This is a genomic window from Eubacterium sp. BL-380-WT-2B (assembly GCF_009696115.1).
In the GTDB taxonomy this organism is placed as follows: domain Bacteria; phylum Bacillota; class Clostridia; order Eubacteriales; family Eubacteriaceae; genus Eubacterium; species Eubacterium callanderi.
On record NZ_VUMP01000010.1, the window covers coordinates 69,204 to 93,663 of the forward strand.

The following is a 24,460-nucleotide window of genomic DNA, read 5'->3' on the forward strand; positions in this document are numbered from 1 at the left end:
ATCACCTCTCACTGCCTTTTTCATAATCATAGCCTTTTGATTCCCAATCCATCTTTTCGGATGATGCCAAACGAATGGCTAATTCTTTCAGCGCCTGACCTTCCAATTGTTCGTATTGCATGCCGCCTGCAGATGCGTGATACGCTTCAATTTGATGTGCGATTTGACTGCGTACATTTCGGCAGACCCCCACTGTCCTTACATATTTTTTTCTCTCATATTCTGACTTTACAGGAGCCTTTTTCCCGTAGTAGGTATTTCGATCAAAAGTATCTTTCATCTTCGATATAGTCCAAAAATCGCCATCACCATACCGATTCAGACGCTCAATTGGCACAGTCAAATGATCATTCACTTTGATTTCATAAGAATCGGTTGTTTTAACCATACGGTAACCCAAGTTTTGCATATGGTTAAACAATTCAGATTCATTCAGTGAATAACGCATCGATTGATTAAAGCTTGCTTTTAGCTGTTTATCTATATCATTGAAATCAAAGAGATCCTCCTGTTGATCACGATCCGGATTAATATGACTATTTTCGACTTTCAGATTATCACCTAATAAACGATTTTTTTCAAACTGCGCCATCAATTTTTCTTTGTCCCATTCCTCTGGGCGCATTAAGGTGGCTAAACGAAAGGTCTTATTCCCTTTTTTGATGGTGATATTTTTACGCTCATTGATCCAAGTCACATCATATCCTTTATTTTTGAGGAAAAGAATAAAATCTTCACGACTTGTTGCGTGCTGAATGGCATAATTGACAACTCCTTTAGCCGTTTGTGTGTCTTTAGAAAGGGCTTTTTTATCACCAAAATCACTTTTTTGCCCTTCCATTTTTGATGCTTCCTTATGTTTTTTAAGCAAATTTTCAAGTTCAGTTTTGCACCATTCAGGATTGAGGGTTGTGCTTCTACATCGGAAATTGTGCGGGTTGATAAATGTCACATAATCACGATCATCCCACCAATTCGTCCGATAGCCGAACTCCTGCATTTTAAGCATAAAGCTCCATTTATCTGAGGATTGATCAAGCGCATAGATCACGGTCTTATACATTTCCGTTTTCCAGGAAGTATTATTTTTTTGGTTTTCAAACTCACCACGTGCTTTCGTCGAAATCGTTGCTTTTCCTTTATCTTTTACCCAACTGAGGGTAATGCCCTTTTCCTCACATAGCTGTATGGATTTTTCTTTTAATCTTCTGAGATCTTCCTTACTTTGATGCCAACGCTTACCGGTTAAAAAATTTGTTCGATTCAAAACAAAGTCATTGTGCCAGGTGCCTGTGTCCATATGCGTTCCCATAGTGATCTCAAAACCATTAAATATTTCCGGCAAGCTGTCGATAAGCTCAACGCCTATTTCATGTGCCAAATCTGGTGAAATGCCCTGATCATTTGGGAAACTTTGGATAAAATGGACGTACAGGCGGTCGGCTTTTTCATGACCATAAAGTCGCTGGGTCGTGCGCATCAGCGGGTAAGCTTCCGCCGGGTCATCGCTGCAATTCCATGAATGCTTAAGCTGATCCCCATTTTCCAAGCTCACTTTTGCATCTTTGACACAGTATTTTACCGCTTCAAAAAATCGGCTGGGTTTGTCCCTTGTTTTTCGTGGAATCATTCTTATTAGCGCCAAAATTCACCTCTCATCATTTTGTCTTAGCACGATTATTGGGCAGTTGCTTTGATATGCTTTCCAGCATTTTGACGATTTCGGCCAGTTCTTTCTGGCACTCCTGTAAATAAACTTCTTCAATTTTATGCATATTGGCCAACTTCGCGATTTGGTTCAAATTGGTTCCAATTTTTCGGATCTGCATTAAAATTGGTTTGAATTCCTTGAAAATATAAACCTTTCCCTCATTCAGCACACACAATCGAATAAATTTGGATACGCAGGGCTTTTTATTCCAAATGCAATTACTATCAAGGGCTTTCTTTTCCAAATACTCTATTTCCTGATCGGTAAAACGAATGCTTACCTTCACGCTTTTAGGATCATCGGAAATGTTCATCTTAACCTCCTTTATTCGCTTTTATATTAACGTTCATCGTCTATCACCGGCATATCATTGACTTTTAAATAATCCTTATCTTCCTGAGATCTTCAACCTGCTTTGCTAAATAAATCGTTATTCGGATCAACGCCATTTCTTTTGAATTCTTTAATAAAATCAGTCACCTGATCAAGTTTATCTCCTGATAAATGATTGATTAGGTACACACTCAGATCATCATCTTTGCAGGCGTTTTGAGTCACCAATTGATACATTTCATTTCTGTAAGCCTGGTATTCCGGATTACTTTTATCAATTTCTAAAACAGGAAGATCCACATAACCATACTCTTCATATCGAACGACTTTTCCAAAATGCGCTTTTTCATGCCATTCTAAACTTTGTAATGCGTTATTCCCCTCAAAATAGCCTATTGCATCATATTCTGGAAAGCTATCTCCTAGTTTTTCATCTTTAAAAAGTTGTAATACTGTATCCCATAAAAAATCTCCAGAAAGACTGTTCATATCAAGTCGTTCATCTATTTTGACTAATTCTTCACATAAAGCATTATCAGACTGATTTAAATAATCAAAAGTCTGCTCTGGGTCTTGCCGACGAAGGTATTGATACAATGCGTTTTGTATATCTTTTAACTTTAAGTTTCTGACTTGACTCATCTTCGCGCAGTTTAAAACGGCTTTTTCTTTTTGCTCCAACTTAACCAAATCGGAAACATCAAGAAAATTAAAATAGTTTACATATATTTCGCCATCTGCATCCGTTGAGCAATAAAATTGTCCATATTTTTCCCATCTCCCTTGACCCTTATCGGGATCAGGGATTATCCAGTTGTCTTCATCATCGTAAGTCATTGGTGGCATCCCGTTATTATCATAAAGCGCTTCCAAGTAAATCTGATCATCATCAAAATTTAGTCTGTGAATACTCTGTAAACCCTCAAACCAGCCTGGATGCTGTTTAAAAGGAATCAGTCGTTGATCGCTGATCATCTCAAACAAGTCGGCAATATTAGCAATCCTATGTGCCACTTCCTCGGGTAATCCTAAATCTTTGACCCACCTTTTTTCAAAATCAAAAACATTCGTATTATCCATTTTTATCCTTTCACTTTTAGCTAATAAAAAAAGCGCCATAACAGGCGCTCATAAGCTAATACAATTACAGACTAAAAATATTAATATAAATCTAACGTTCTTCTTCAATGTCATATTTGGGGTATTCCCCCTCATATTCATTTTCATATTCCTGAGCTGCTTTTACAATCGCTATATGCTTTTCCAGTTGCGACATCTCGTATTCAGCGATGAGTTCCGTCATCATTTCCGGGTTCAAGTCATTAACGCGATAATCATCAAAGCACATATAATACCGTGCTGCATCGGTAACCTTAATATCTACCGGAAGGTAGCCATGCTTTACAAGTTCCAGATTTAGGATTAATCGGCCTGTTCGCCCGTTACCGTCGATAAATGGATGAATGGACTCAAACTCAAGATGGAAGCGTGCAATGGCTTCAATTGCCGGTAACTCCTTTAGCCACTCTGAATAGTTGAGTATCAGTTTCTCCATATAAGATTTAATTAAATATGGTTTCGGCGGGTTATGTGTTGAAGCAAATATCTTTACAGGTACCCTCCTAAAAACGCCTCGATTTTTTGCATCATTCATCAAAACAAGGGCATGGATATCCTTTATCAACCCCTCGGTTATCTCCCTTTCTCTCTCAGCACAGTCCATGATAAAATCAAATGCATCTTTAAAACCAATGATGTCCAAATGTTCACGGAGCGGCTTCTGGCTAATGGTGATTCCCTCCTGAAGGATTAATGCTGTCTCTCTCAAAGTCAGGCTATTTCCTTCAATCGCATTTGAGTTGTAAGTGATCTCGATCGCGAACTCATCGCGAAGCCTTTTTATTTCTGTTTCATTCAGTGGTCTTAAGCTGTGAAGCACATTTTTAAGTACATCGACCGTTCGCAGCAATTTTTTCATTTTATTGTCCTTTCTGAAAACATTGCTTTTATTATTCAGATAAATTTATCGTTATTATAACATAGTATACCCATACTTTTAACTTAAATCGTTTTTGATTCTTACCAGAATACCGGTTACATTATCGGTTTCTCCTGCATCACGAACACTTTTTATTAACGTTGGCAGCACTTTTTTATTTTTGCCCTTTTCAATCAGGTTGATATGACTTTGAATATCCAAACAGTTAAAAAAGCCGTCCGATCCAATAAACAAAACAGAAGGTGCCGCCAGTTTAATTTCTTGATTCTGGAAAAGCGTGACCGCTTCATTCGTCCCGATACAACTGGTAAGGTAGCTTCGATGATTCTTTTGTTGGGTATGCTTATCGGATATACGATAGGCCTGACGCTTTTCAATTAAGTAGGCAATGCTATCACCAACCTGTAGGATGCGTCCCTCATCATTAATAATAACAATCATGGTCAGTGTCGTCCCAAGTTTTATATTTCTCTTTTTTCCATAACAAAAAATATGTTTGTTGATCTGTTTTAGCAACTCCGTCAATTCTAATTCGAGGTTCACTGCCTTATCTGTTAAAAGATGCCGACAGGTATTTGCAGCCCAATGGTTTATTTCATCAATGGCAATACTGCTGGCCGCTTCTCCTTTATCGAGCCCGCCTACACCGTCGGCAACAGCAAAACAATAAAAAGCATTCCCTTTAATATCTTTTTCACTCCAGTAGGTAAAGGCATCCTCATACCGATCTCTTTTTCCTTTATCATCTAATTTTTCAATCGATATATTAAAACTCATATTTTTCCCTTTCAACAATAAATTCAAGCTGTCCAAGTCGAAGGTTATCTCCTTCCTTCAACTCATAGTATTTCATGTGGTTCAAAGGCTGTCCGTTAATCCGATTGGTATTTTGCGAACAATCACCAAAATAAGCATGGTCACGATCTGTGGAATAGATCAGCCCATGGCATTTTGAAATATAAGAAAAAGCCTGTAGATCCGGTATCCTTCTTCCAATAGGAAAATAATCCGTAAAGATAACTAAATCACTCACGTCACTTTGACGGCTCTTTAAGGTCAAATAAGGAATATCGTCGTCAAGTATTGTGGTCTTAAAATCCGAGGGCTTAAATTCAATTTCTTCTGTCAATTCTTTTTTGGGGCGTTTTTTCTTTCGCCTAAAAAAATGAAAAATCGAACGCTTTTCCGTTTTTTCCTTTATGTCTGGCTTTTTTTCGGATTCCGACAAATACACTTCACTGAGCATTGCTTCCTCTTCTTCTTTGAAACTCCCTAAATCTGGAGCCCCTGGTAAATCAACCGGAGCTCGTTTGGATGAATGTTCTTCTGAAGCACTTTTATGATCTTTGTCTTTAAAAATATCCGGCACAAAAATCGGCGGACATAGCACATTGAAAGATTTATCCTCAATGGTTATTTTCATCGGCTTTTTTTCCTTTTCTTTTGTTCATCAAAAAGAAGATCAGAAGCGTACAGAGTGCTGCGACAGCTGCAATTCCAACGTAGATTAAAGGATTTACCATACTTTCTGGCGCGGTTACAGAAATTTTTTCTGAGTTCACAGTCATTTTATAGGTTACCTCACCAAGTTCATTCCCGACTTCATCATTGGCCGCAACGGTAAGCTGGTAGTCGCCATCTTCATACAGCTGATAGAGTGTTTTACTGATCTGATCTTGATTTTCAAGAAGGTTTACCACTTCACCTGAATCCATATTCTTTATTTCCATTTTCGTGAAATAATCTGGCTTTTCATTGCCGATCCAGATTTTATCCAGTTCAATATTAATTCGTGCATCTTTAGACAATTCGGTCTTCTTGTTTTCAGGAATCGGTGTGTTTGTATTTTTTTCAGTCACTAAGGGCTTTGGTGCAGTGCCATCGACAAAAAAGCCATACTCCAGCTGATTGGACTGGTTTTTGGCTTTATCCAAGGCACTCAGCTCCATCCCTTTTTCTCCTTCTGTATCAATGTGATCATCGAGATTCCAGGCGATGGTCTTCATTAAGCCGGTTTTATGAGTTAATAAGCAGTTGATTGTATCCAGATGATCATCTTTGATCAGGAAATAATCCGACAGCTTTACTCCGCTTTTATAAGCGGGCTGCTTATCTAAATCAATATTCATGGTTACAATTTCCGGTTTTGTCCGGTCAATTACAACGGTTCCACCGGTGCTTTCGCTGCGGTTACCCGCCATGTCTTCAATTTGAGCGGATATACTATATGTCCCATCCTCACTGAGTTCAACAGAGGATGTTAGCGCATTTTGGCCGCTGTTTTTTTGCTGAAGTCGATCTTGATCATTAACTTTAAATGCTGCTGTGCTGCCATCCAGATTAGAATCCTCATACACCGCATTAATGCTGATTTTTTGATTCATAAAACCATTAACAATTGGATCAATTTTGATCGTTGGAGCAATATCGTCGTAAATAATGTCGGACTGTTTTTCGATTGTCTGCGTATTTCCAGCAGCGTCTTCAATCCTAAAGAATGCACCGATATTTCCCTGGCTGCCCCCTTCAAGCTGTAATGAAGCCTGAAGTGTTTCACCCTTTCCGCCAGTGTTTGCTCTAAAACCGTGCAGCTGAGCATCCGTTGCGGTTACTTCGTGATTTGCGGTAATAACGCCGCTGATCGTATCTCCTGCTTTGGCATATTTACTGTTTTTTGCATTGTTAGAAGTGATTGCAGCCTCTGCCATGATGGGCGCATAATAGATGATTTGAACCCCGGCGTCTGCTTCTGACACAGTTACTGGCGTATTTCCTGCAAGGTCTGAAGCCACTAAAGAAAAACCAATTGTTTGCTGATCAATCAGTCCCTGGACGTTCTGGGTGGCGGTATAAGTTTTATCGTCCGCGGCGGCCGTCACGTTACTTCCTGCGATCTGACCAATACAAGTAATCCGGTGATTGGCCGCAACACTGGCTGTAAGAGTATCACCATCTTTTGCATATTTACTCCCATCGCGCTCATTGCTTGACATAAACTTCAAATCCGATAATTGTATCGGTGCATAGTAAATAATCTGTGTTGTGTCATGCTGCGTTTTGGTCACATCCTCATTATTCGCGTCATCACCAGCAGTAATGGAAAAGGGGATACTTTCCTGATCGGCTGCTAAATCACCACTTACTTCAATTCTTGCCATATAGTCGATCCGGTTTCCAGATTCAACTTCAACACTTTGCCCCCCTATCTGACAGTTTTTAATATTTGATTCATGGTTTGTTGAAAATGCAACGGTGAGAACATCACCATTTTTAGCCAGCTCCATCCCATTTTCATTGCTGGATTGATAGCTCAATTGATTAATCTGAAGGGCCGAATAGAAAACGCACGTCGTGAAATAATCACCGGAAACATTATATGGCGGCGTATCGTATATATCCTGTAAAGTTAACGCAGTATTGATCACAGAACGATCCTGAAGATTTTCAACCGTGTATGTACCTGTCCAGGAAAAGCCGTCCTCCGACTGCATTTCGATTCTCTGATCAGCGATACGAAGATCCGTATTTGTCAATGGCCGGTTACACTCTAAGGACACTGTAATCTGGTCATTGTTTTTTACATAGTAGGTATTTCCAACTTTGTTGCCGGTACAAGAGAAATTCAACTTGACGATGTTATTCATTGAAAGTGCCTTATAATACGTGATAACATCTTCTGTATGAATCCCTGCCTCCTGGCCAGCTGCATCTTTCACGCTCTCAATTTTCGAATCGTCTAAAGTGATTGGGCTTGCATCCTGATAATCTTCACTGACTTTATGATTTGCAAAATAACGAAAATGATCGCCTTCTTTTTCCATTTCTAAGGCAAGTTCGCTGTTTCCGATCACAATTTTGCCGAGATTCATTAACTCATGATTGGAATAAAAAGAAAACCTCAGTGTACTGCCATTGATGGACACTGAGGGATTGTTGTGATCAGATTCAAACGTGACATGACTAATTTCGAGTGGTGCATAGTAAACAATTTTATCATTTGTCTCTATCGTTGCTTTATTGCCATATTGGTCTGAAACGGCATTGATCTGTGAAAGATCAAGGGGAATATCGGTGAGATCTGAGAACATATTTTCCCTCACGATTAAATGGCCGTCATAGGATATGTTTCCCCCATGCTCCGTTTCATTCATTTCCAGTGTATTTTTTCCGATCCGAATTTGTCCAAGATTGACGAGTTTTCGATTTGATGAAAAGGAAAACGTCAGCTCGCTGCCATTTACAGCAATGCCCTTTTCAGGATGATTTGAAGTGAAATGTACATCCTGTATTGATAATGGCGCATGATAAACGATTTTTGCGTCTGTCATTACCGTTGCAATATTACCGGCAATATCTTGTACAAACTGGAGCGATGATAAATCCAAGGGAATCAGCACGCCATCCTCGTACTTATCTTGCGGCACAGTATACTGAGCGCTGTAATGATTTTTTCCTTCAACCACTTCATGCTTAAGTTCTATCGACGTATCCCCTATTTTTATCATCGAAAGATCTACCAGCTCCTGATTTGACAAAAATGAAAATGTAAGAACGCTTCCATTAATAGCCGACTGTGTTTCCTGATTATCTGAAACGTATTTTATTTCTGTAATTTCAATGGGTTTATAATATTGGATACTGTCCTTTTCCTCGTTTGAATAAATGAACTCTTTTTCTTGACCATCTTGCGTAACAACGCATTGGATCTCGTAATTTATTTTTTCAATTTTTGTGGTTTCATCAATATTGTATTCAGCTAAAAACGCTCCTGTAGCTTCAGGATTCTCAACAGGTATCACTTCCTGTCCCCCGATTTTAACTGCCTTTACAAGCGTTTCTGGTGCGATTTTATAGGATAGATTTATCTTATCTCCTTGTTTACATATCATTGAATTCGCGTTCGTCGATTGAAACACAATTTCTGTAACGGCTTCAGCAACGGGTGTTTCCTGTTCCGGTGTAGCAGCTGCAACAGGCATCTGCAAACATAACATCAATAATGCAAAAGTAAACAGCATAATTTTGCATAAATCCGTGGTTCTTTTTTCTTTAGTCATCTTCTCCTCCAACGTTTCTATAAGATTTTTTGTTGTTCTTCATCTTCATCTAAAAGCACCGTCGGATGTAAAACATCTTTCTTTAACGGATCGGTGCTGCTTTCACAATTTTTCACTTGCTTTTTATCTTCTTTTTTATGTGCTTTATTTTTAAAAGAGCGTCTGACTGCTCTTATAGAAAGCACATTGTACAAAATGATCGACGCAATTAAAAAAATAATGCTTAAAACAAAAAATACATTTGAAATGTCCATTTTTGTTCCTCCTTTACTTAATTCATGTTAAAAATTTGTCCACTAAATTACTAGTTCCTATTCCAAGAATAATAGTAGCAAAAAAGGTACCCCACTCCATTTGATTAAGTCTTTCTCTCCATTCAATCCTATTTACTGTTTGCTTTACAAAGCGGTATTCTGAGTACGCTTCATTTAAAGTAATTTCCGGATTTAAAATTGTAAGTTTCAACCCCGGAATCTCTGTTTTAATCCATATCCTTTTATTCCAAAAGCAGTTTCTCTTTTGTTCACCATAGACTCGATTGAAATAAGATGTAAATAAAGGAGAGTAAAAACTACAATCTATTTCGTATATTACAAGGTCAATAAAGCTATAACAGCTCAAATCTTTTTCATAACTAAACTCAGTACAATATTCATCATTCAGTTGATGAACAAAAATATCTTTTCCGTTCTTAAGTAATACTTTTTTAACAGAAACAAAACCTGCCCGATATTCACGATTATTTAAAAGAATATTATCATTTACATCAGACAAGTCGATATCTTGATGAGGCTCATATTTATTTGTATGTTTCATATATACTCTGAATAGAAACAAGCATAAATAAGCAAGTAATATTTGTACAACAATAATTGACTCCTTTAAAGCTCCCAATCCAAGATTTTTTAGTAAAAATGGCCATATAATTACGCTAGCCAATCCTACGAAGAAAAATAATAAAAACTCCCTTCTATAAGGCATTTATTGTTTTGACTCCTTTACTTTATATTTTTTTATAAGCGCGTTGTTTAGGTAATATTTATTGAATACCAAACATTTCCAGCTGAAGCTGTAAGGCGTTATATTGGTATAAAAGATTTGCGGATAATTTTTCGTTCTGCTTTTCCTTTAACGTTTTTGCTCTTTGCCACAGATTGCTTGCCTCGCTATTATTTTCTGATTTTAGCAGGGCATCAATGGTATAAAGATAACTTAAGAGATCACTGTCGTCTTTTCCAATGGCCGCCTTAAAGCTTTCTGCTGCTTTTGGATAATCACCTTCCGCATAATAGAGCTTACCTTTTGTAATATTTTCTTCTTTTGTATATTCCGCATGAAGATGATCTAACTTATTCCACCACGAGACAGCATTCTTTCGTAGGTTCATATCTTCTAAGTTATTTGAAAGCCCCAATGCGATTAACTTATATGAAGGTATCAGCTTCTCATGGTTATTAAGGGCTTCCTGATCCATTGCTTTGAAAGTATTCTCAATAAAATTCAGATCTGTCTCTGTCCAAGTGTTTAATTTTGAATAGACATTGAGTAAAAGAAATAATGCATCCATTTTTTCATTTGTATCACCAGATGTCTCAATCAAATTTTTAATCTGCTCAACAATTTGTCCTGTGTCACCCTCTCCACTCACAATATTCCGAAGGATTTCTACTTTTTCACCTTTCATGTTTTTTAAAAGGTCTTTTGCGTAGTCCTGGTAAACAGGACTTTCTTGTTCGATACAAAGTTCCGCTAAACGAATTCGGAGAGACTCATCCAAATTCTTTATTGCAGTTCTTTCTCTGAAGACATCAAGGAGCGCTTTATTCTTCTCCCGGAAATTCTCGTCCGTTTTCTGCGGCAGCATGAGCTGATATATCTTTTCATATACATCACTCTGCCCTGGGTCTTTAATCGAAGCATTTAAATAGGCTTCAATTGCATTGCTGTTCTCTCCGGCCTGCTCATACTTTACAGCTTGATTAAAAAAAGAATTGAACTCATTGCGATAAGCCTGAACATTGCTGTAATAGCCAAACATTCCGAGTGTAAAGAAGGCGATACACAAAATGACACTGCTCAGAAAAATGGCCAAACGTGCTTTATACCCTGAAATCGGATCACTTTTTTGTTCAATACGCTGCAAAGCTGCATAAACGTCTTCCGCACTTTTGATCCGCTGCTCATAATTAGCTTCACAACAAAGGTTCAATAAAGATACTAGTTCAGAAGGTTTTTCTTTTTCGTCAAGGAAACTGCAAATGTATTGGCCAAGCTTGCCAATTGAGTATACATCTGTATACGTGCCCACTGGTATTGAACGGTCTGCATACTCCGGCGGTGAAAACTCTGCGGTTCCAGCTCTACGGTTTGTGGTATCTCCTATTTTCTTACAGGCGCCAAAATCAATCATCTTTAAAAATTGATTGTTGATAACAACATTGTCCGGCTTAAGATCACAGTATACATAGCCCTGCTCATGGAGATATTCCATCCCCTGGCAAATCTGTTTCAGCCAATTGATCGCCTGCATAACTGATATTACATTGTTTTCTAAAAATTCACTGAGCTGTACTCCATGAATGTAATCCATGACGATATACAATGCTTCAGGTTGATCGTAAATGGTCGGTAAAACACGCGGGAACATTGGATTTGAAAGCTTTGAGAGCATGATGGCCTCTTCCTTTTGACGCTGATACCCTTGAATATTATCCTTTTTATTTAATACTTTGATTGCCCACATTGCTCCCATCTGCAGGTCGGTGGCCAGATAAACAGTGCTGGTCGCACCTTCACCGATAAGCGATATGAATTTGTAGTGATCATCCAGGGTTGTTCCAATTAATTTTTTCATAACTTTTCACGCTCAGAACTTTTCAGAAGCAGTATATTTTCTTCAATCTGCTTTCGATCTTCAAGGGATTGCGCATTTTCAACTGAGTCTTCCCACCGGTGAATGACAATCGCATAGGTTTTTCTTTTTAGTCCATATAAAGCTAAAGCTCGGTTTGCTTTTATACGAATCGCATAAGCGGTATCGCTTTTGAATTGCTCTTCGTTGCTGAGCTCGCAATACTGATCATATGCTTCTCTGAAAAAACCGTCTTTAAGACTAATAGCAGCCTTTCTTTCCCGAATCATGGTGTTCAATTCTGGGCAGTGTCTTTCTGCCAGGTTGAGCATTTCGGTAAAATAGGCATTGATTCCGTTAATATCTCCAAAATGCACCGACTCTGTAAAAAATAAAAATACACCAATGTAACATCTAATCACATCGGTGTATGGAGCCTGACCACTTTTGAGATGATCCAGCTCATTCAACAGGTTAACTCCATCTGCTTTTTGATTCAGTAACATTTACACTCTCCTTTCAAATTTCAAGATGTTTCAGTATTTTCAAATTATTTGATAACTCTATCTTGTTTTGATATACTATTTCTATAAGCATTTAAAAGCAAGGTGGGTGAAATAATATGCACATTGTCAACAAAAAACGTTTTATCGCCTGTGTCATTTTAATTGTCCTGATCTTCTCTCTTGGCGGTATCGCACTGTATCGAATCATCAACCGATCTCAGCCAACAAAACCCGTTTTAAATGAGATCAACCATGAACAGCGTACTTACACCGCGCAATGGAATGACGCTTCTGAGCCGGTTAAAATCCGAAACAACTATATCGTCAACATGACATTAGACACGGAAGAAAAAAGCTATTCGGCAGATATTACCGTCGATGTCTACAACGATTCAGAAGATCCCTGGCAGTCCATTTATTTTCGGGATTATCCCAGCCAGTTCAGGGATATTGAAAACGGGCGGATCAGTGAGATTTCGTCCGCTTCAAATGTATTAACCGGGAGCGCTCTTGAGTTATCAAGAGAAGCTGATCCAACGGTGTTCAGCTTCAAGCTGGATGAACCATTGCCTCCTGGAGATACTGCTTCGATTTCCTTTCACTATAAAGCTTTTGTCCCTGTTCTCAATGCCCGTTTTGGTTATCAAAGTGTGGGTGAGGGAAAAGATGACTTTTATCTGGGAAACTGCATCCCTATGTTATGTCCCTATGATGACGGCCAGTTTCAATACTGTCCTTATTTCGCCGTTGGTGAATGCTTTTATTCTCGAATGGCAAATTACAACGTGAATCTAAATGTCCCCAGCTGCTACCGTGTGATCGGAACCGGTGATGCCATCATCGCTGACGATACTGTCATGGCAGACTATCATTTTACAGCCAATGCTGTGCGTGATGTAATCTTTGTGATCGGCAATGACTATCATGTCGCAACTGATGTTGTCGACGGTATCACAGTCAACAGCTACTATCACTCCGGCCGCGAAGAAAAGGGGCAGGAAGCACTCAATGTTGCCATGGACACACTTAAGGACTGCAATTATCGCCTCGGAACATACCCCTATTCGCGATTCAATGTGGTCGAAACCCAGATGGAAATGCTGGGAATGGAATACCCGCAGGTGGTTTTAATCACAATGGCCGATGAGGGCGTTCCCTCCTCAGTTCATGAAATCATGCATCAGTGGTTTTACTCCTTGGTTGGCAGCAACTCCTATACCAGCGCCTGGCTGGACGAAAGCCTGGCAACCTACCTTGCAAATCCTGGGCTCGTCGGTTATTCCGGTTACATCACACAGCCTTACAGCGCATTTGCCAGCGATCCGGATTACACACTGGCCATGTACTTCTGTGGCGCATCAATGTACAATCGTCTGGAGGAAGCATATGGCAAAAGCACCATGACTGATTTCATGCGCCAGATCCTTGAGCAATACGCTTATAAAGAGATCTCAACACAAGATTTAGTCAATCTTTTAGCGGATTACTTCGGCGCTGACAACGAGATTTTAAAAGAATATATTGAGCCGCAATATTTAGAAAATATACCAAAGTGATCCAATGCATTCTCAAGCCCCTGTATTCTGCGCGGGGCTTTTATTATCGAATTCAAGGTGGATTATGATGTATTCAAACCTTTTAAAAAGTTTCGGTAATCCTTAAAATCTTTGACGCGCTGTACGATAATGTAAAATCCTTCTCTGGCTTTACTCTCCTCGTCAGATAAAAACAGCTTTTTATTACAAGGCGAACACCTGTCCACCAAACGGAGAATCACAACGCCCTGAAGTGTCCCTTCCGCTAACGCAATGTAATCAGGGTGTGTTTGTTCCCATTGTGCCTGACTAAAATACAAAGTACTCTCATTCTCTGTTTTCAATACATACATGGCTCTCCCCTCAAAACTCTTAAATAAAAACAAAAAAGCCAGACTTTTTGTTAAGCCTGGCTTTCTTAATTTTTCGCTATCTTGTTAAAGACTAATTATCGCTCATTTTCCTCATCGTATGCAAGTCCATCCTTAAAAAATAATGGATTTTTTGCCTGCTGCTTTTCTGCGAGTTTAATAAAACCTGAATGGAGAATCAAGTTATATCGCAATCTCAGTATGGTTTTAATCAATTAAATACATACTATTCTTCCTTCTTTACAAATATTTTTTTCTCAGTTCTTCCGCTTGTTCCCAACTAATACAATGGTCATAGTAAGCTAAATTAATTGATCCTTGTACTTCATCATAGAGACAATCAAGGTAGTTAACATTATCTTCTATTCCCTTTTGAAGCCTGACAATATCATCGTATAAATATTCTGGTATTTTGAAGCTAAGACTGCTATCTATTTTCATTTTTATATTCAAATTTTCATTTCTCCGATATATCATTTTAACTATAGTATACTATACAATAATTAAAAAGTGGTATAAACCCTAATTTTCATATGATCTTTCCACTTCGAAATATTTTTCCTTTTGTTGAGGACTGAGCTTTCCCAATATATTCATCGCTCTTATTTCACCTATATTTTTTCCATATAGAAAATCATAAAAGGCATCATTCGCTTTTAAATGCTGGCGAAATCTTTTCCTCATTTTTAAGGTTTGTCCGAAAACGGGATCACTTTCAGAATTACCCGCATATATGTAATATAGATCTTTTAAAAGGGCTCTATATTCGTCACCATCAACTAATTCATATAGAAAAAAACAATTCAGTTCTCCAAGAAATATCCCAAAAGTTCGATCTGGAAGAAGCTCGCCGCCACTCTCAACCTTTTCTTTCCAGGACTTAATTGAATTTTCCAACGTTTCGACATAAAATTTTTGCCTATTATTTAAATCAATTCTTAGAAACATAAAGCTCTCCTTTCAATATTATTTATTTCGTTAATACTGTACCGGAAGACTTTGTCTTCCGGTACTTAAGGAAAAGAAATGAAAAAGTGTGGCAATGTCCAGAATTGAACTGGAATAAGCCCATCTATACGCTCATTGCCGTGTCTGGAAGTGGCAGGAGGTTACCACTTCCATTAAAAAAGGAAAAGATTGATGGAACTGCCGGGATTAAACCGGCACTACAATTCAAGTTGTAGGCTTTTGCGTTCCCATACTACTTTGATGATCATTTTTGATCAATAAAAAACCGCCTGATTGCGATCAGACGGCGTGTTATGCTATAATCATAGTGCAGGGATACCTGTGGCACCGGTGCGGTAAATTGTGCCTCAGAAATGGGGTGATGCCTATGGATAATAATCAATTAATTTTGATCTTAGCGTTAATCGCTTTTATCCTTGAGTGCATCAGAAAAAACAAATAACCGTCCATAGCCTCGAAAACTTGACGGTTATTCGTTAGTTTAACATCGGGGCTACCGTGCCCGGTGTCCCTGTTTCTTTTTATATTATAGCACAGATTTTTATTTATATAAAGTATCTTAATTAATTTTGATTGCGCCCTTATTTTGGAACTCAATTGTTTTATCATTAATTTCGATAATCGAATTAATTAATTCAATAATTTCTTTATAAGATTCATTTATCTTATCATTTAATTCAATAATTTCTCCATTTTTTTCATTTATTTTTTTATTGTATTCAATCATTTCATCATTTAACGCAATGATTTTATCATTTTTTTCAGTTATCTTATTATCCAAGTCAATAATTTCTTTATAATCTTCTTTTATTTTTCTATAAAATGCAATGATTTCTTCCTTTTTTTCAGCTATTTCATTACTGCATTCTAAAATTTCTTCTTGCATTTTATTTTTGTCCGTACACGCTTTTATCCGATCATAAAATTTCACTTTTCACATACTCCGTTTCTTTCAGTTTTTTCTTTGAGTCATCCAATACAGAATTAAAAGAACAATCGGAATCAGGACAACTGTCGCTACCGCTAAGAGAACATAGCTGCGGTTAACTGTTTCTTTGGTTTCTTCTGCCTGTGGCTCTGGAAAAATCCGTTCCCCTCTGACTAAAAGCCGATGGCTGTTGACACCAATGGGTGTACAGGTCAGCAGGGTCACATAATCCTTGCCCGGTACAGCCTTTAATTCGTCCGTTTGATTGGGTTCAACCACTTTGATCTGATCCACCTTGTATGTCAAAATTTCATCCAGCATGTGGATCTCAAAAGTATCTCCCTCGGTGAGCTGATCCAACTCGGTAAAAAGCTTTGCCTCGTTAAGTCCACTATGGCTTGTGAGGACAGCGTGGCTGCCCTCCCCGCCGATGGGCAGTGCGGTTTCTTTGATATGCCCAACACCTTTTCGCAGCACCTCGTCACGGGTGCCATGATAAATCGGCAGATTGATCTTAATTTTGTCAATGACAAGCGTTCCCATGATCCCATCCACGTTTAAGCAGTCCAGATAGTTTTCGGGAAGGACATAGCCGCTGCCTTCGATAAACGGGTCATGTGCGACCAAACCATTTAAGCCCTGGTTGTAAGCCAGGGCTTTTTCTTTTTTTTCGGCCATGACGGAAGCGTTCATCTGCTCCACCGTGATTTGATAATCCTGAATCACTTCCCCATGCTGCCGATTTGACAGCAGATTCGCGATGATCGGGTACGCCAAAAAGCAAGCTCCGATGATGAACATTAAAGTGATGGCCATATTCGATAGAATCCGCTTCATCTGCTGTCTCCTTTCTTTTATGATGCGCTATTATTCGATTATTCAGCCTTTTTCGACTTTTTAATTCTTATTACAATCAATGCACCTGCAGCAATCAAGCAGAACCCGGCTCCAATGATGAACGTCGTACCCCCATTTGCGCCTGTAAACGGCAGATCATATTTCGGAACGTTGGTAATCGTCACCGTGTTGGCAGCTAAGTGTGATACCGAATCGGCTCTCACTTTAAAAGGTTTCTTTGAAAGCTGGTAATCCACTCCATTGACATTCTGGGGGGCCTGTGTTTCCACGAGCCAGTACCAGGTGACCGCGTCTAAACTGTTATGCTTGTCGCCCATGACGCCGTACTCAATTCCGTAAAAATGTGCTTTCCCCTGGGCGTCGGTTGTCACTTCCCAATCTTTGGCGTGATCGGTCGGGTCAACGATGGCATTAATCCCTTTATTCGCATCGCTTTCACTGCGATAGATTTTGAATTTCGCACCCGGCAATGCGATATTTCGGTTGGTGCTGTCTACCTTCACCAGGTTAATACCAGTGGTATGTGTCTCCGGCTTTTTGTCGTCGGGTACGGATACCTGATCATATTTGACATGCAGGTTGTTGGTGTAATCCAGGGAAGCGCCATTGTAAATCGCCTGTCCCATGGAACCCTCAGCGGTTTTGTTTAAGACCGTTCGGAATTCAATGTTGATGGTACCCACATTGTTATCCTGACCTAAACTGTAAACACTTGGTTTTTTAATGTCTTGCAGGGACTGCGCGGCTTCCTTTTTGCCCGTGTCATTCAGCGTGACGGATAATTTTCTGCCATTTGCAGTTGTTGGCTCATTGACGGTGTAACCGCCGGTGCTCATCTTTACACGGTTTCCGTGAATATCGACACGATACAGCTCCGTACTGCCTGATACAAAATCAAGTCTTGTATCCAACACATCAGTGATCTGGTAGACATCGCAGGTGGCCATGTCATCCGGCATGGTTGTTTCGATGATCCACTTATTTTCCTGGCTGATGTCGCAGGTATCGTCCTTGTTGTCCAGCTGTGTAATAAATTTGTCGATTTCCGGGCCTGGCTTCAGCTGGTTCTTTGGATAGATATGCACATCATAGATCCATCCGTCACCTGCCGGATTCGTCAGCGGCAGACTGACCAGACAGTCGGCTGCCTTGATGTCCACGGCGGGGTTGTCGATTTCCTGCACCAGATAGATCCCCATTGGGAGCTTACTGTTGCCGGTAATGGTCGCCGTTCCCTGGGCATTGGTCGTCAGCGTAACCGGTGTCCATGACGTATCCTGTTTGGTAACGTCACTGTCCTGCATTTTTGTGATTTTAAATTGTACGTCCTGCAAAGCAACAGCGGTACTCGGCACCGTCTGAACGGTTCCGTCACACCTTACCTTTGCCTCTGTAATATCGTCCATCCGATATTTGTGGATGGTGATGCTGCGGTCGATAGCAGGATCTGGAATCCCTTCGCCTGCCGCAAAGACACTGGCCACAGATGAAAACAGCATGGTCAGGATCAGCGCCGCGGTCGCTGCTTTTTTAAATCCTTTCTTTGATATTAATTTTTTAAATTTCATTCTACTTTTTACCTCTTTCCTCAAATTTTTTGTAACCAGCTACAAAAGCCATGCCTAATAACAATGCGCCTAACAAGCTGAAAAGCAAGCGGTTCGAATCATTTGTCCCCGCATAGGGCATTTGAGGATTCGGATAATTGACAAGCTGCAAGCCTGTAGCTGTTTTCTTGACTGCCGGGGCCAGTGGTTTTCCTTTTGCTTTAATGTCAATGGTGTTTGCTTCAGCGTCAATCGTTACCCGCCACTGCCCCTTTGGCAGCTGATACCCGGCCTTTGTTTTCACTTCAACCAGGTTATATTCACCACTCCGAAGCTCACCAAAATTGACAATTCCTTCTGTATCGGATGTCAATTTCTTAATCACAGTCGTCCAACATGAATCGTCTGCTCCTGCCAATTCGCTGTGACTGTGTTTATCGGATTCTCCTGGTTTTATTCCTGTTTGGTCTGAATATGCTTTGTCATATTTGCAGGCGTATAGCTCGAATTCAACCCCCGGCATTGCCTGCCCGTTTTCATCCACTTTTTTAAAGGAAAACTCCACCTTTTTGGCCGCATTGGGGACGTCCATGGTCATGGAGTCCTCTGTCCCTGTTACGGTGAAGTAAATGGGGTCGGTCGATAAAATGTGATCGTGTGGCGCTTTTGTCTCTTTAATGTAATATTCTCCTGGGAAAAGCTCCACATGAAACCGTCCCAGCTCGTCCGTATCCGCCTCTGCAACTAGTTCATCCGTGTCTTTGTTGTAGATCTGAAGATGGGCGTTCTGCAAGCCGTCAAGGGTTTCTTCATCGGTTTTCGTGAATTGACTATAAACGTTCTTCCCTTTAAAAGTTGCCTTATAGCTTGCGGACATGTTCCCTGATCCCACGGCCAGGGACACAAAAAGGCGCTGTGTATTGGGAACATCTGGATAATAAATCACACAGGCATCGGGAATATTGGCATCGGTACTGAAACGCTTGGCGGTGGTTGGGGTAATGGTTGCGCTCACGTCGCCGCTATAGCTGCCATCGGCATAAAGCATAAAATCATCGTCGTCATAAATGGTAAAGCTGCCCGTATAGTCTCCATAGGTCTGTCCGGAAGTGTTCCGGGCAATCGCGTGGACACCTTGCGGCAGATTCACGGTGTATTGGCCATGCTCTGAAATATTCGAACATACCGTCTGAAACCACCCGGTTTCCTGTCGCTGGGTCGCTCTGTTCCAGGTCGCTTCCTCTCGCTCCGCGACGATGCTCCAGCTCGCATTCCAGTTGGGTGGATCTTGATAGCTCTTGGTGTTGACAAGATCAGCGACGACTGGATCGGTCATGTAATACGATGCATAACTAGTGATGTTTGCCAGAACGCGGATCGCTGCCCAGGTTTGAACATAGTATTCGGTATTCTGACCATCATGGTAACCATGATACATGACATTTCGAATCCGGTAGTTCTGCACGTTGGCACTGTCCCGGATATAGGTAATCGGGATATCCGGACCAGTTGTCTCGGACGGGATGTTTAGTGTTGGATCAGCGCAGTACGCGATGCCATCAACCCCGTTATCGCTGATGCGGATGATCGGTGTCGTGGTGGTAATAATGTCGGTACCATCTGGGCTGGCAAAATCCGAACTGTAGATCACACCATTATCCCAACCTGCAGCATAAGTGCTGATCATGGACTTTTTGTGATCCCCAAGGGGAACCGTCTTTAAATATTCCGGATTGGCCGAGAGTGTGACAACCCCTTCACCGGAATTTCCGACAATATAGTTGCCCTGATCATCTTTGGGAAATGCGCCCTGCGCATCCTTTGAATCCGTCTGTGGTACCGTCGTTTCTGTTGCCGGTGCCGCCTGACGCTCCGATGCAGCCCAGGCCGTATGAATGGACAGGAGAAAACCACTCAGGAAGGAAAACATTAAGAACAGACACAGGGTTGTGACCCCTATTTTCCGCAAATGTTTTTTCAATTTAGACCTCCTTATTTTTTCTTTGGGCTTAAGGCTTAAATTGCTCTTTTATTCCTTATTCTTAAGCCCACCGTTTCGGTTGGTGCGGTGCATGTTGGTGCTCTCACGTAGCACATGGATCTTCTCCCCTTTCTCTTTTCTTTTTGATCAATAAAAAAACAGCTCCCTGAGCTGTCTGTTATGGCTGTTTGAAGCCTGATCAATCTGCGGTTATCGTTATTTAATTTAAAAATCGGCATCACCTCCACTAAATGGTGCTTCTTTGAAAGGGTTGCCGAAGCGGCGTAGCCGCCCCGGCTATTTCAAAGAAATAAAGGAAATGAATGGCGGTGTCTGGTACTGCCCCAGATACGATACAAACCAAGCGTATAATCTGTATCAAAAGACTGAATCTTCACCGCCGTGTTTTCAAGGACTCTCTGTCCATTATCTTTTTTCAATTAAGAACGTCAGCGGCGGATTTCTCCGCCGCACCATCCCATACCCGTTTTCCTTCCGCAGGCCATCTTCCGTTCTATGGCATTGACTACATATGACAATATATGATAGTTAAAATCTGACCAAAAAGTGAAAGCATTACGGTCATTGTTCTCGTTCTTTTAAGACGGTTAATTTTCATTTCATCTTTAGTTGTATTGTTCAAATTTTTAATTCTAAGGCTAATGAGCACAAAAATAAGTAAACCAACCCCTACAAAAAAGCTACTTCCGATGATTTCCAATTTGTTTAATTCATTAATCATGACATTCTTATCCATTTTATTTCCTTCCTTTCTTTGAACCACGCTTGATCGGAGAGTTCGCGGTGTCGCCTTACCACGTTTATTCGATTGTTTTGACATAGACAAGTATCCACATCCTCTGATACTGCCCCAGACACGATACAAACCAAGCTTTTCATCTGCATCAAAAGACTGAATTTTTGCTACTTTTACCAATTTTTCAGTCAGGAATCTTTGATCGGGCTTAATTCAAGATAAGTTTCTACATTGCCTGTTGGCTTTAAAGGATGATTTGTTAAGGGGAAAATCTGGTTTTTAAGTAATTCAATTTTTAAATGTTGTACCTTTTCGATTTTTTCTGCATTAAGCGCGTGCATCGCACTTAAAACATCCGTATCCTCATCAATACTTACTTCCATGTAATATTCTTCCCGACGATATCGGTTGACCTTGATAAAACAGCGTTTGTCTCCAGACTTTTGCAAGATTTTGTTGTTCAATTCAAGGTATTTCCGTTGTGCGCCTGTAGCACCTTGCCAAAACTCAGGATACTGGTCAACATCAATCTCCTTTTGCAGTGCTAACCGTATCCAGGTCATGGAGCGTCCATCAATATCATGCCGAGCGTATTTGCTGACATCCACGCCGTCGATCATTCCCTGCATGATTTCATGCATCTGCTTCGCGTCAAACCGTGGATCTTGAAAAAACGTCGGATCAATCCCCTGATTTAATGCGTCAAACAATTCATACATCTGCTCATGACTGTATTTCGGATCAGCATAAAGTTCCACTGGCACATCAATGGATAAACCATAGTCAATTGCCTGGATCTGTTTAAAACTGTACTTCATCTTATATTTTGTCTCAAGCTGCCTGATCCTTTCTTCTAAATCGGGCACTTCTCGTTTACTCTTTCTGATCATAGTAGAACCACTCCTATTTTATTAAATCTTTTTTATGGTCAAAGAGACTCATTGTCGGGGGAAAGCCGATAATAACAATCCTCTGACAAAGGTTGAATTTCTTCGATATACCCCGCCTCATTTTTTGTATACGTCCATATTTCATCAACCTTTTTATGAACAATGAAAGCATTTCTGTTATTATACTTTTCATTTTCTGGAAGAAATATAATCTTATAATATCCCAAGCGTCTTCTTGTTAAATCCATAAAATGAATAGAATAGTTGGCAAACCAGTACCGATGTCCCAATGTTTTATCATACGTGATTTTCACAAACGCATTGGGATCATCATCACCATTAGAATCTACTCCCCAAAAATTCCCTTCATACTTTGCTGTTTCTCTTTCGATTTGCCTGATCTTTTTTCCTTTAAAAAAATCAATCACCCTGGGTCCGATCATTGAAACGATTAAAAACACTTCTAACACAATAATAACTAAATACATATCATTCATCACGATTCTCCGTTCAATTCGTAACTTACTTTATTACTCCTATCCAAAAACCTCTTTAATCCTAATTTTTTCAAAATTCAGGATTACTCTCCTGTTTATTTGAGAAGGTATCCCCACTCACTCCGTCCATTTCAAGGATGGCTTTGTAGGCCGTAATATCACAGGAAGCTTCAATCTCCATGTTTTGTGAAAGATTTTCAAGAATCTTCTTGAAAGCAGTATTCGTATCCTCCAGAGCTGAATGTACCTCATCCTTTAATTGTTTGCTCTCTCCTTTATACTCAGTTGAATCAATATATTTATCCAGAATATCTGAAAGCATTGGCAGATAATAGGTTGAATAGCGTCTCAGTGAATCCTTACTTTCCGGATGTTCAAAAATAAAACGGTCAATCTTTTCAGTGCTGTCAGCAATTGACCTCAGCAATGAAATTATCGGATCAGACGGGTCTTTTTCCGCCAACAGAGCGTTGATTGAAAATATTTTCTCCTGCAATGTTGTATAGTTCTTTGATGGTTTATACACTTTAGGTATAGTATTGTTTTTTTCTGTGACAATGTTTTTATTTTTACAGAAGTCTTTATTTTCATGAGAAACTTCATCAATTTTGATGCCAAGCATGTAACTGTGACTCGCATAATACTGATAAATCGTCAGATTGTTGATATAGGCATTTTCTGGCATGCTGCTAAATGGATCATCTTTATTATTTTTTAACACCTGATAATTTTGATGAATCCCAGCCAATATGGATTTAAACCGCTCGTAATCGTCACGGTAAAATCGGGATGGATACTCTCTGATTTCTTCCCCTTTAATTTCCAGCCGATTATTACTGTTTTTATAAAATTTTAACTTAGAAAAACAAGGCTTTTCTTCAGTGATCAGCCTTGCAGCATTAAAGAAATATAAATACCAAATCTGATCCTGGTTGCTTACATTTATACCAATTCGCTGCATTAAATCTTCTATCATTGTTCGAGAATAAAAAACTGGATCATGTTTCTGATTTCCCGGATTAAAGCTTAAATCCATCATGACATCAGGAGCAAATGTTCATTCTTCCCTGATTTGATTATAAGAAAGATCAATCATTTTAAGTTCAGGCGGCAAATCTAAAGGTCGTGGTTTAACCGAAATTTGATTGTGGGCTAAATTTATTTCTTTGCAGTTCACCAATTTTTCAATTCCTTTAATACTCTTAATCCCTTTATTTTCCAGATTGACTTTTCTGATATGTTTCAAATCTCTTTCGCTAACTAAATCGTCAGTGTTTGCTTTAAACACATCTGATCCTTTATTCACTTCTTGTAGAATATAGTCCGCAAGGATGGGATCTGGAAAAACTTTATTTATTGGTCGAGGTTTACTTATAAACTCTACATATGAATTATAACTATACTTGATTATTAAAAATAAAGTGTATAGTATAAAAAATACGATAAAAAATCCTAATAACGCAAATATCCACGTTAGGCAGTCATTTATAAATTGATTATTCACTTTTATCTCCTCCTACTAAATCACCTTCTGATTAGTGCATTAATTATTTCGTGCATAAAATAGTCATTAATTACCAATAAATTCCATTTGTAGTAAAAATGCTTTCATCATTCTTTCCCTTTCCTTTCTTTGAAATACGCTTGTTCGGGAACGGGTGGTACTGCCC

At 39.6% G+C, this 24,460-nt stretch carries 24 protein-coding genes; 1 reads left to right on the plus strand and 23 read right to left on the minus strand.

Annotated features, from left to right (window positions below):
• Position 1: 1 nt before the first annotated feature.
• The 11 genes from FYJ53_RS18920 to FYJ53_RS18970 form a co-directional block, all read right to left on the minus strand.
• Positions 2-1,645 (minus strand): relaxase/mobilization nuclease domain-containing protein, encoded by a 1,644-nt coding sequence (locus FYJ53_RS18920; RefSeq protein WP_154557641.1) that lies wholly within the window; start codon positions 1,643-1,645, stop codon positions 2-4.
• Between the two features lie 13 nt (positions 1,646-1,658).
• Positions 1,659-2,024, minus strand: coding sequence for a MobC family plasmid mobilization relaxosome protein (locus tag FYJ53_RS18925; RefSeq protein WP_154557642.1), 366 nt, complete (start codon positions 2,022-2,024; stop codon positions 1,659-1,661).
• A gap of 92 nt (positions 2,025-2,116) precedes the next feature.
• The gene (locus tag FYJ53_RS18930) at positions 2,117-3,163 is read right to left on the minus strand and encodes a hypothetical protein (protein ID WP_154557643.1); all 1,047 of its coding nucleotides are present in this window, start codon (positions 3,161-3,163) and stop codon (positions 2,117-2,119) included.
• Positions 3,164-3,215: 52 nt separating this feature from the next.
• Positions 3,216-4,022, minus strand: coding sequence for a Fic family protein (locus tag FYJ53_RS18935; protein WP_154557644.1), 807 nt, complete (start codon positions 4,020-4,022; stop codon positions 3,216-3,218).
• 78 nt (positions 4,023-4,100) lie between these two features.
• A complete protein-coding gene (locus tag FYJ53_RS18940) occupies positions 4,101-4,856 on the minus strand; it encodes a PP2C family serine/threonine-protein phosphatase (RefSeq protein ID WP_195840278.1) in 756 nt (251 codons plus the stop codon).
• Entirely contained in the window at positions 4,810-5,466 is a 657-nt protein-coding gene (locus tag FYJ53_RS18945; protein ID WP_154557646.1) for an FHA domain-containing protein, read from the minus strand. Before FYJ53_RS18945 ends, FYJ53_RS18940 begins: the two co-directional genes overlap by 47 nt.
• The gene (locus FYJ53_RS18950; protein WP_154557647.1) at positions 5,450-9,100 is read right to left on the minus strand and encodes a hypothetical protein; all 3,651 of its coding nucleotides are present in this window, start codon (positions 9,098-9,100) and stop codon (positions 5,450-5,452) included. The genes FYJ53_RS18945 and FYJ53_RS18950 overlap by 17 nt, the downstream gene beginning before the upstream one ends.
• 17 nt (positions 9,101-9,117) lie before the next feature.
• Entirely contained in the window at positions 9,118-9,354 is a 237-nt protein-coding gene (locus tag FYJ53_RS18955; protein WP_133966131.1) for a hypothetical protein, read from the minus strand.
• A gap of 22 nt (positions 9,355-9,376) precedes the next feature.
• Entirely contained in the window at positions 9,377-10,081 is a 705-nt protein-coding gene (locus tag FYJ53_RS18960) for a hypothetical protein (RefSeq protein WP_154557648.1), read from the minus strand.
• Between the two features lie 58 nt (positions 10,082-10,139).
• Entirely contained in the window at positions 10,140-11,954 is a 1,815-nt protein-coding gene (locus FYJ53_RS18965) for a protein kinase (RefSeq protein ID WP_154557649.1), read from the minus strand.
• Positions 11,951-12,457: a hypothetical protein gene (locus FYJ53_RS18970; RefSeq protein ID WP_038352321.1), complete on the minus strand. Its 507-nt coding sequence runs from the start codon at positions 12,455-12,457 to the stop codon at positions 11,951-11,953. The genes FYJ53_RS18965 and FYJ53_RS18970 overlap by 4 nt, the downstream gene beginning before the upstream one ends.
• A 116-nt stretch (positions 12,458-12,573) precedes the next feature.
• Between FYJ53_RS18970 and FYJ53_RS18975 the strand changes: the two genes are divergently transcribed.
• Complete coding sequence (locus FYJ53_RS18975; RefSeq protein WP_154557650.1) at positions 12,574-14,013, plus strand: M1 family metallopeptidase; 1,440 nt, start codon at positions 12,574-12,576, stop codon at positions 14,011-14,013.
• A 62-nt stretch (positions 14,014-14,075) separates the two neighbouring features.
• Here the strand turns inward: FYJ53_RS18975 and FYJ53_RS18980 are convergent, their stop codons facing one another.
• The 12 genes from FYJ53_RS18980 to FYJ53_RS19035 form a co-directional block, all read right to left on the minus strand.
• Positions 14,076-14,345: a hypothetical protein gene (locus FYJ53_RS18980; RefSeq protein WP_038352318.1), complete on the minus strand. Its 270-nt coding sequence runs from the start codon at positions 14,343-14,345 to the stop codon at positions 14,076-14,078.
• Positions 14,346-14,603: 258 nt separating this feature from the next.
• Positions 14,604-14,816 carry a hypothetical protein gene (locus FYJ53_RS18985; protein ID WP_013380198.1) on the minus strand — a complete coding sequence of 71 codons (213 nt, stop codon included), beginning with the start codon at positions 14,814-14,816 and terminating at the stop codon, positions 14,604-14,606.
• Positions 14,817-14,885: 69 nt separating this feature from the next.
• The gene (locus FYJ53_RS18990) at positions 14,886-15,311 is read right to left on the minus strand and encodes a hypothetical protein (RefSeq protein WP_154557651.1); all 426 of its coding nucleotides are present in this window, start codon (positions 15,309-15,311) and stop codon (positions 14,886-14,888) included.
• Between the two features lie 580 nt (positions 15,312-15,891).
• Positions 15,892-16,263 carry a hypothetical protein gene (locus tag FYJ53_RS18995; RefSeq protein WP_154557652.1) on the minus strand — a complete coding sequence of 124 codons (372 nt, stop codon included), beginning with the start codon at positions 16,261-16,263 and terminating at the stop codon, positions 15,892-15,894.
• Positions 16,264-16,284: 21 nt separating this feature from the next.
• Entirely contained in the window at positions 16,285-17,097 is an 813-nt protein-coding gene (locus FYJ53_RS19000; protein WP_154557653.1) for a class C sortase, read from the minus strand.
• Positions 17,098-17,135: 38 nt separating this feature from the next.
• Positions 17,136-18,686, minus strand: coding sequence for a SpaH/EbpB family LPXTG-anchored major pilin (locus tag FYJ53_RS19005; protein ID WP_154557654.1), 1,551 nt, complete (start codon positions 18,684-18,686; stop codon positions 17,136-17,138).
• A gap of 1 nt (position 18,687) precedes the next feature.
• The gene (locus FYJ53_RS19010) at positions 18,688-20,646 is read right to left on the minus strand and encodes a collagen binding domain-containing protein (RefSeq protein WP_154557655.1); all 1,959 of its coding nucleotides are present in this window, start codon (positions 20,644-20,646) and stop codon (positions 18,688-18,690) included.
• Between the two features lie 526 nt (positions 20,647-21,172).
• Positions 21,173-21,403 (minus strand): hypothetical protein, encoded by a 231-nt coding sequence (locus tag FYJ53_RS19015; protein WP_154557656.1) that lies wholly within the window; start codon positions 21,401-21,403, stop codon positions 21,173-21,175.
• A gap of 188 nt (positions 21,404-21,591) precedes the next feature.
• Positions 21,592-22,293, minus strand: coding sequence for a hypothetical protein (locus FYJ53_RS19020; protein ID WP_154557657.1), 702 nt, complete (start codon positions 22,291-22,293; stop codon positions 21,592-21,594).
• A gap of 38 nt (positions 22,294-22,331) precedes the next feature.
• Positions 22,332-22,790 (minus strand): hypothetical protein, encoded by a 459-nt coding sequence (locus FYJ53_RS19025; protein ID WP_154557658.1) that lies wholly within the window; start codon positions 22,788-22,790, stop codon positions 22,332-22,334.
• A gap of 70 nt (positions 22,791-22,860) precedes the next feature.
• Positions 22,861-23,751 (minus strand): hypothetical protein, encoded by an 891-nt coding sequence (locus tag FYJ53_RS19030; RefSeq protein ID WP_154557659.1) that lies wholly within the window; start codon positions 23,749-23,751, stop codon positions 22,861-22,863.
• Positions 23,752-23,847: 96 nt separating this feature from the next.
• Positions 23,848-24,294: an internalin N-terminal domain-containing protein gene (locus FYJ53_RS19035; RefSeq protein ID WP_154557660.1), complete on the minus strand. Its 447-nt coding sequence runs from the start codon at positions 24,292-24,294 to the stop codon at positions 23,848-23,850.
• Positions 24,295-24,460 lie beyond the last annotated feature (166 nt).

Excerpts from the sequence above, each read along its gene's own strand:
- FYJ53_RS18965 (WP_154557649.1), bottom strand. The coding sequence starts at position 11,954 with ATGAAAAAATTAATTGGAACAACCCTGGATGATCACTACAAATTCATA.
- FYJ53_RS19030 (WP_154557659.1), bottom strand. The coding sequence starts at position 23,751 with ATGCAGCGAATTGGTATAAATGTAAGCAACCAGGATCAGATTTGGTAT.
- FYJ53_RS19025 (WP_154557658.1), bottom strand. The coding sequence starts at position 22,790 with ATGAATGATATGTATTTAGTTATTATTGTGTTAGAAGTGTTTTTAATC.
- FYJ53_RS18945 (WP_154557646.1), bottom strand. The coding sequence starts at position 5,466 with ATGAAAATAACCATTGAGGATAAATCTTTCAATGTGCTATGTCCGCCG.
- FYJ53_RS18960 (WP_154557648.1), bottom strand. The coding sequence starts at position 10,081 with ATGCCTTATAGAAGGGAGTTTTTATTATTTTTCTTCGTAGGATTGGCT.
- FYJ53_RS18975 (WP_154557650.1), top strand. The coding sequence starts at position 12,574 with ATGCACATTGTCAACAAAAAACGTTTTATCGCCTGTGTCATTTTAATT.
- FYJ53_RS18980 (WP_038352318.1), bottom strand. The coding sequence starts at position 14,345 with ATGTATGTATTGAAAACAGAGAATGAGAGTACTTTGTATTTTAGTCAG.
- FYJ53_RS19020 (WP_154557657.1), bottom strand. The coding sequence starts at position 22,293 with ATGATCAGAAAGAGTAAACGAGAAGTGCCCGATTTAGAAGAAAGGATC.
- FYJ53_RS19000 (WP_154557653.1), bottom strand. The coding sequence starts at position 17,097 with ATGAAGCGGATTCTATCGAATATGGCCATCACTTTAATGTTCATCATC.
- FYJ53_RS18935 (WP_154557644.1), bottom strand. The coding sequence starts at position 4,022 with ATGAAAAAATTGCTGCGAACGGTCGATGTACTTAAAAATGTGCTTCAC.
- FYJ53_RS19015 (WP_154557656.1), bottom strand. The coding sequence starts at position 21,403 with ATGGATAAGAATGTCATGATTAATGAATTAAACAAATTGGAAATCATC.
- FYJ53_RS18950 (WP_154557647.1), bottom strand. The coding sequence starts at position 9,100 with ATGACTAAAGAAAAAAGAACCACGGATTTATGCAAAATTATGCTGTTT.
- FYJ53_RS18925 (WP_154557642.1), bottom strand. The coding sequence starts at position 2,024 with ATGAACATTTCCGATGATCCTAAAAGCGTGAAGGTAAGCATTCGTTTT.
- FYJ53_RS18955 (WP_133966131.1), bottom strand. The coding sequence starts at position 9,354 with ATGGACATTTCAAATGTATTTTTTGTTTTAAGCATTATTTTTTTAATT.
- FYJ53_RS18990 (WP_154557651.1), bottom strand. The coding sequence starts at position 15,311 with ATGTTTCTAAGAATTGATTTAAATAATAGGCAAAAATTTTATGTCGAA.
- FYJ53_RS18970 (WP_038352321.1), bottom strand. The coding sequence starts at position 12,457 with ATGTTACTGAATCAAAAAGCAGATGGAGTTAACCTGTTGAATGAGCTG.
- FYJ53_RS19005 (WP_154557654.1), bottom strand. The coding sequence starts at position 18,686 with ATGAAATTTAAAAAATTAATATCAAAGAAAGGATTTAAAAAAGCAGCG.
- FYJ53_RS18930 (WP_154557643.1), bottom strand. The coding sequence starts at position 3,163 with ATGGCGCTTTTTTTATTAGCTAAAAGTGAAAGGATAAAAATGGATAAT.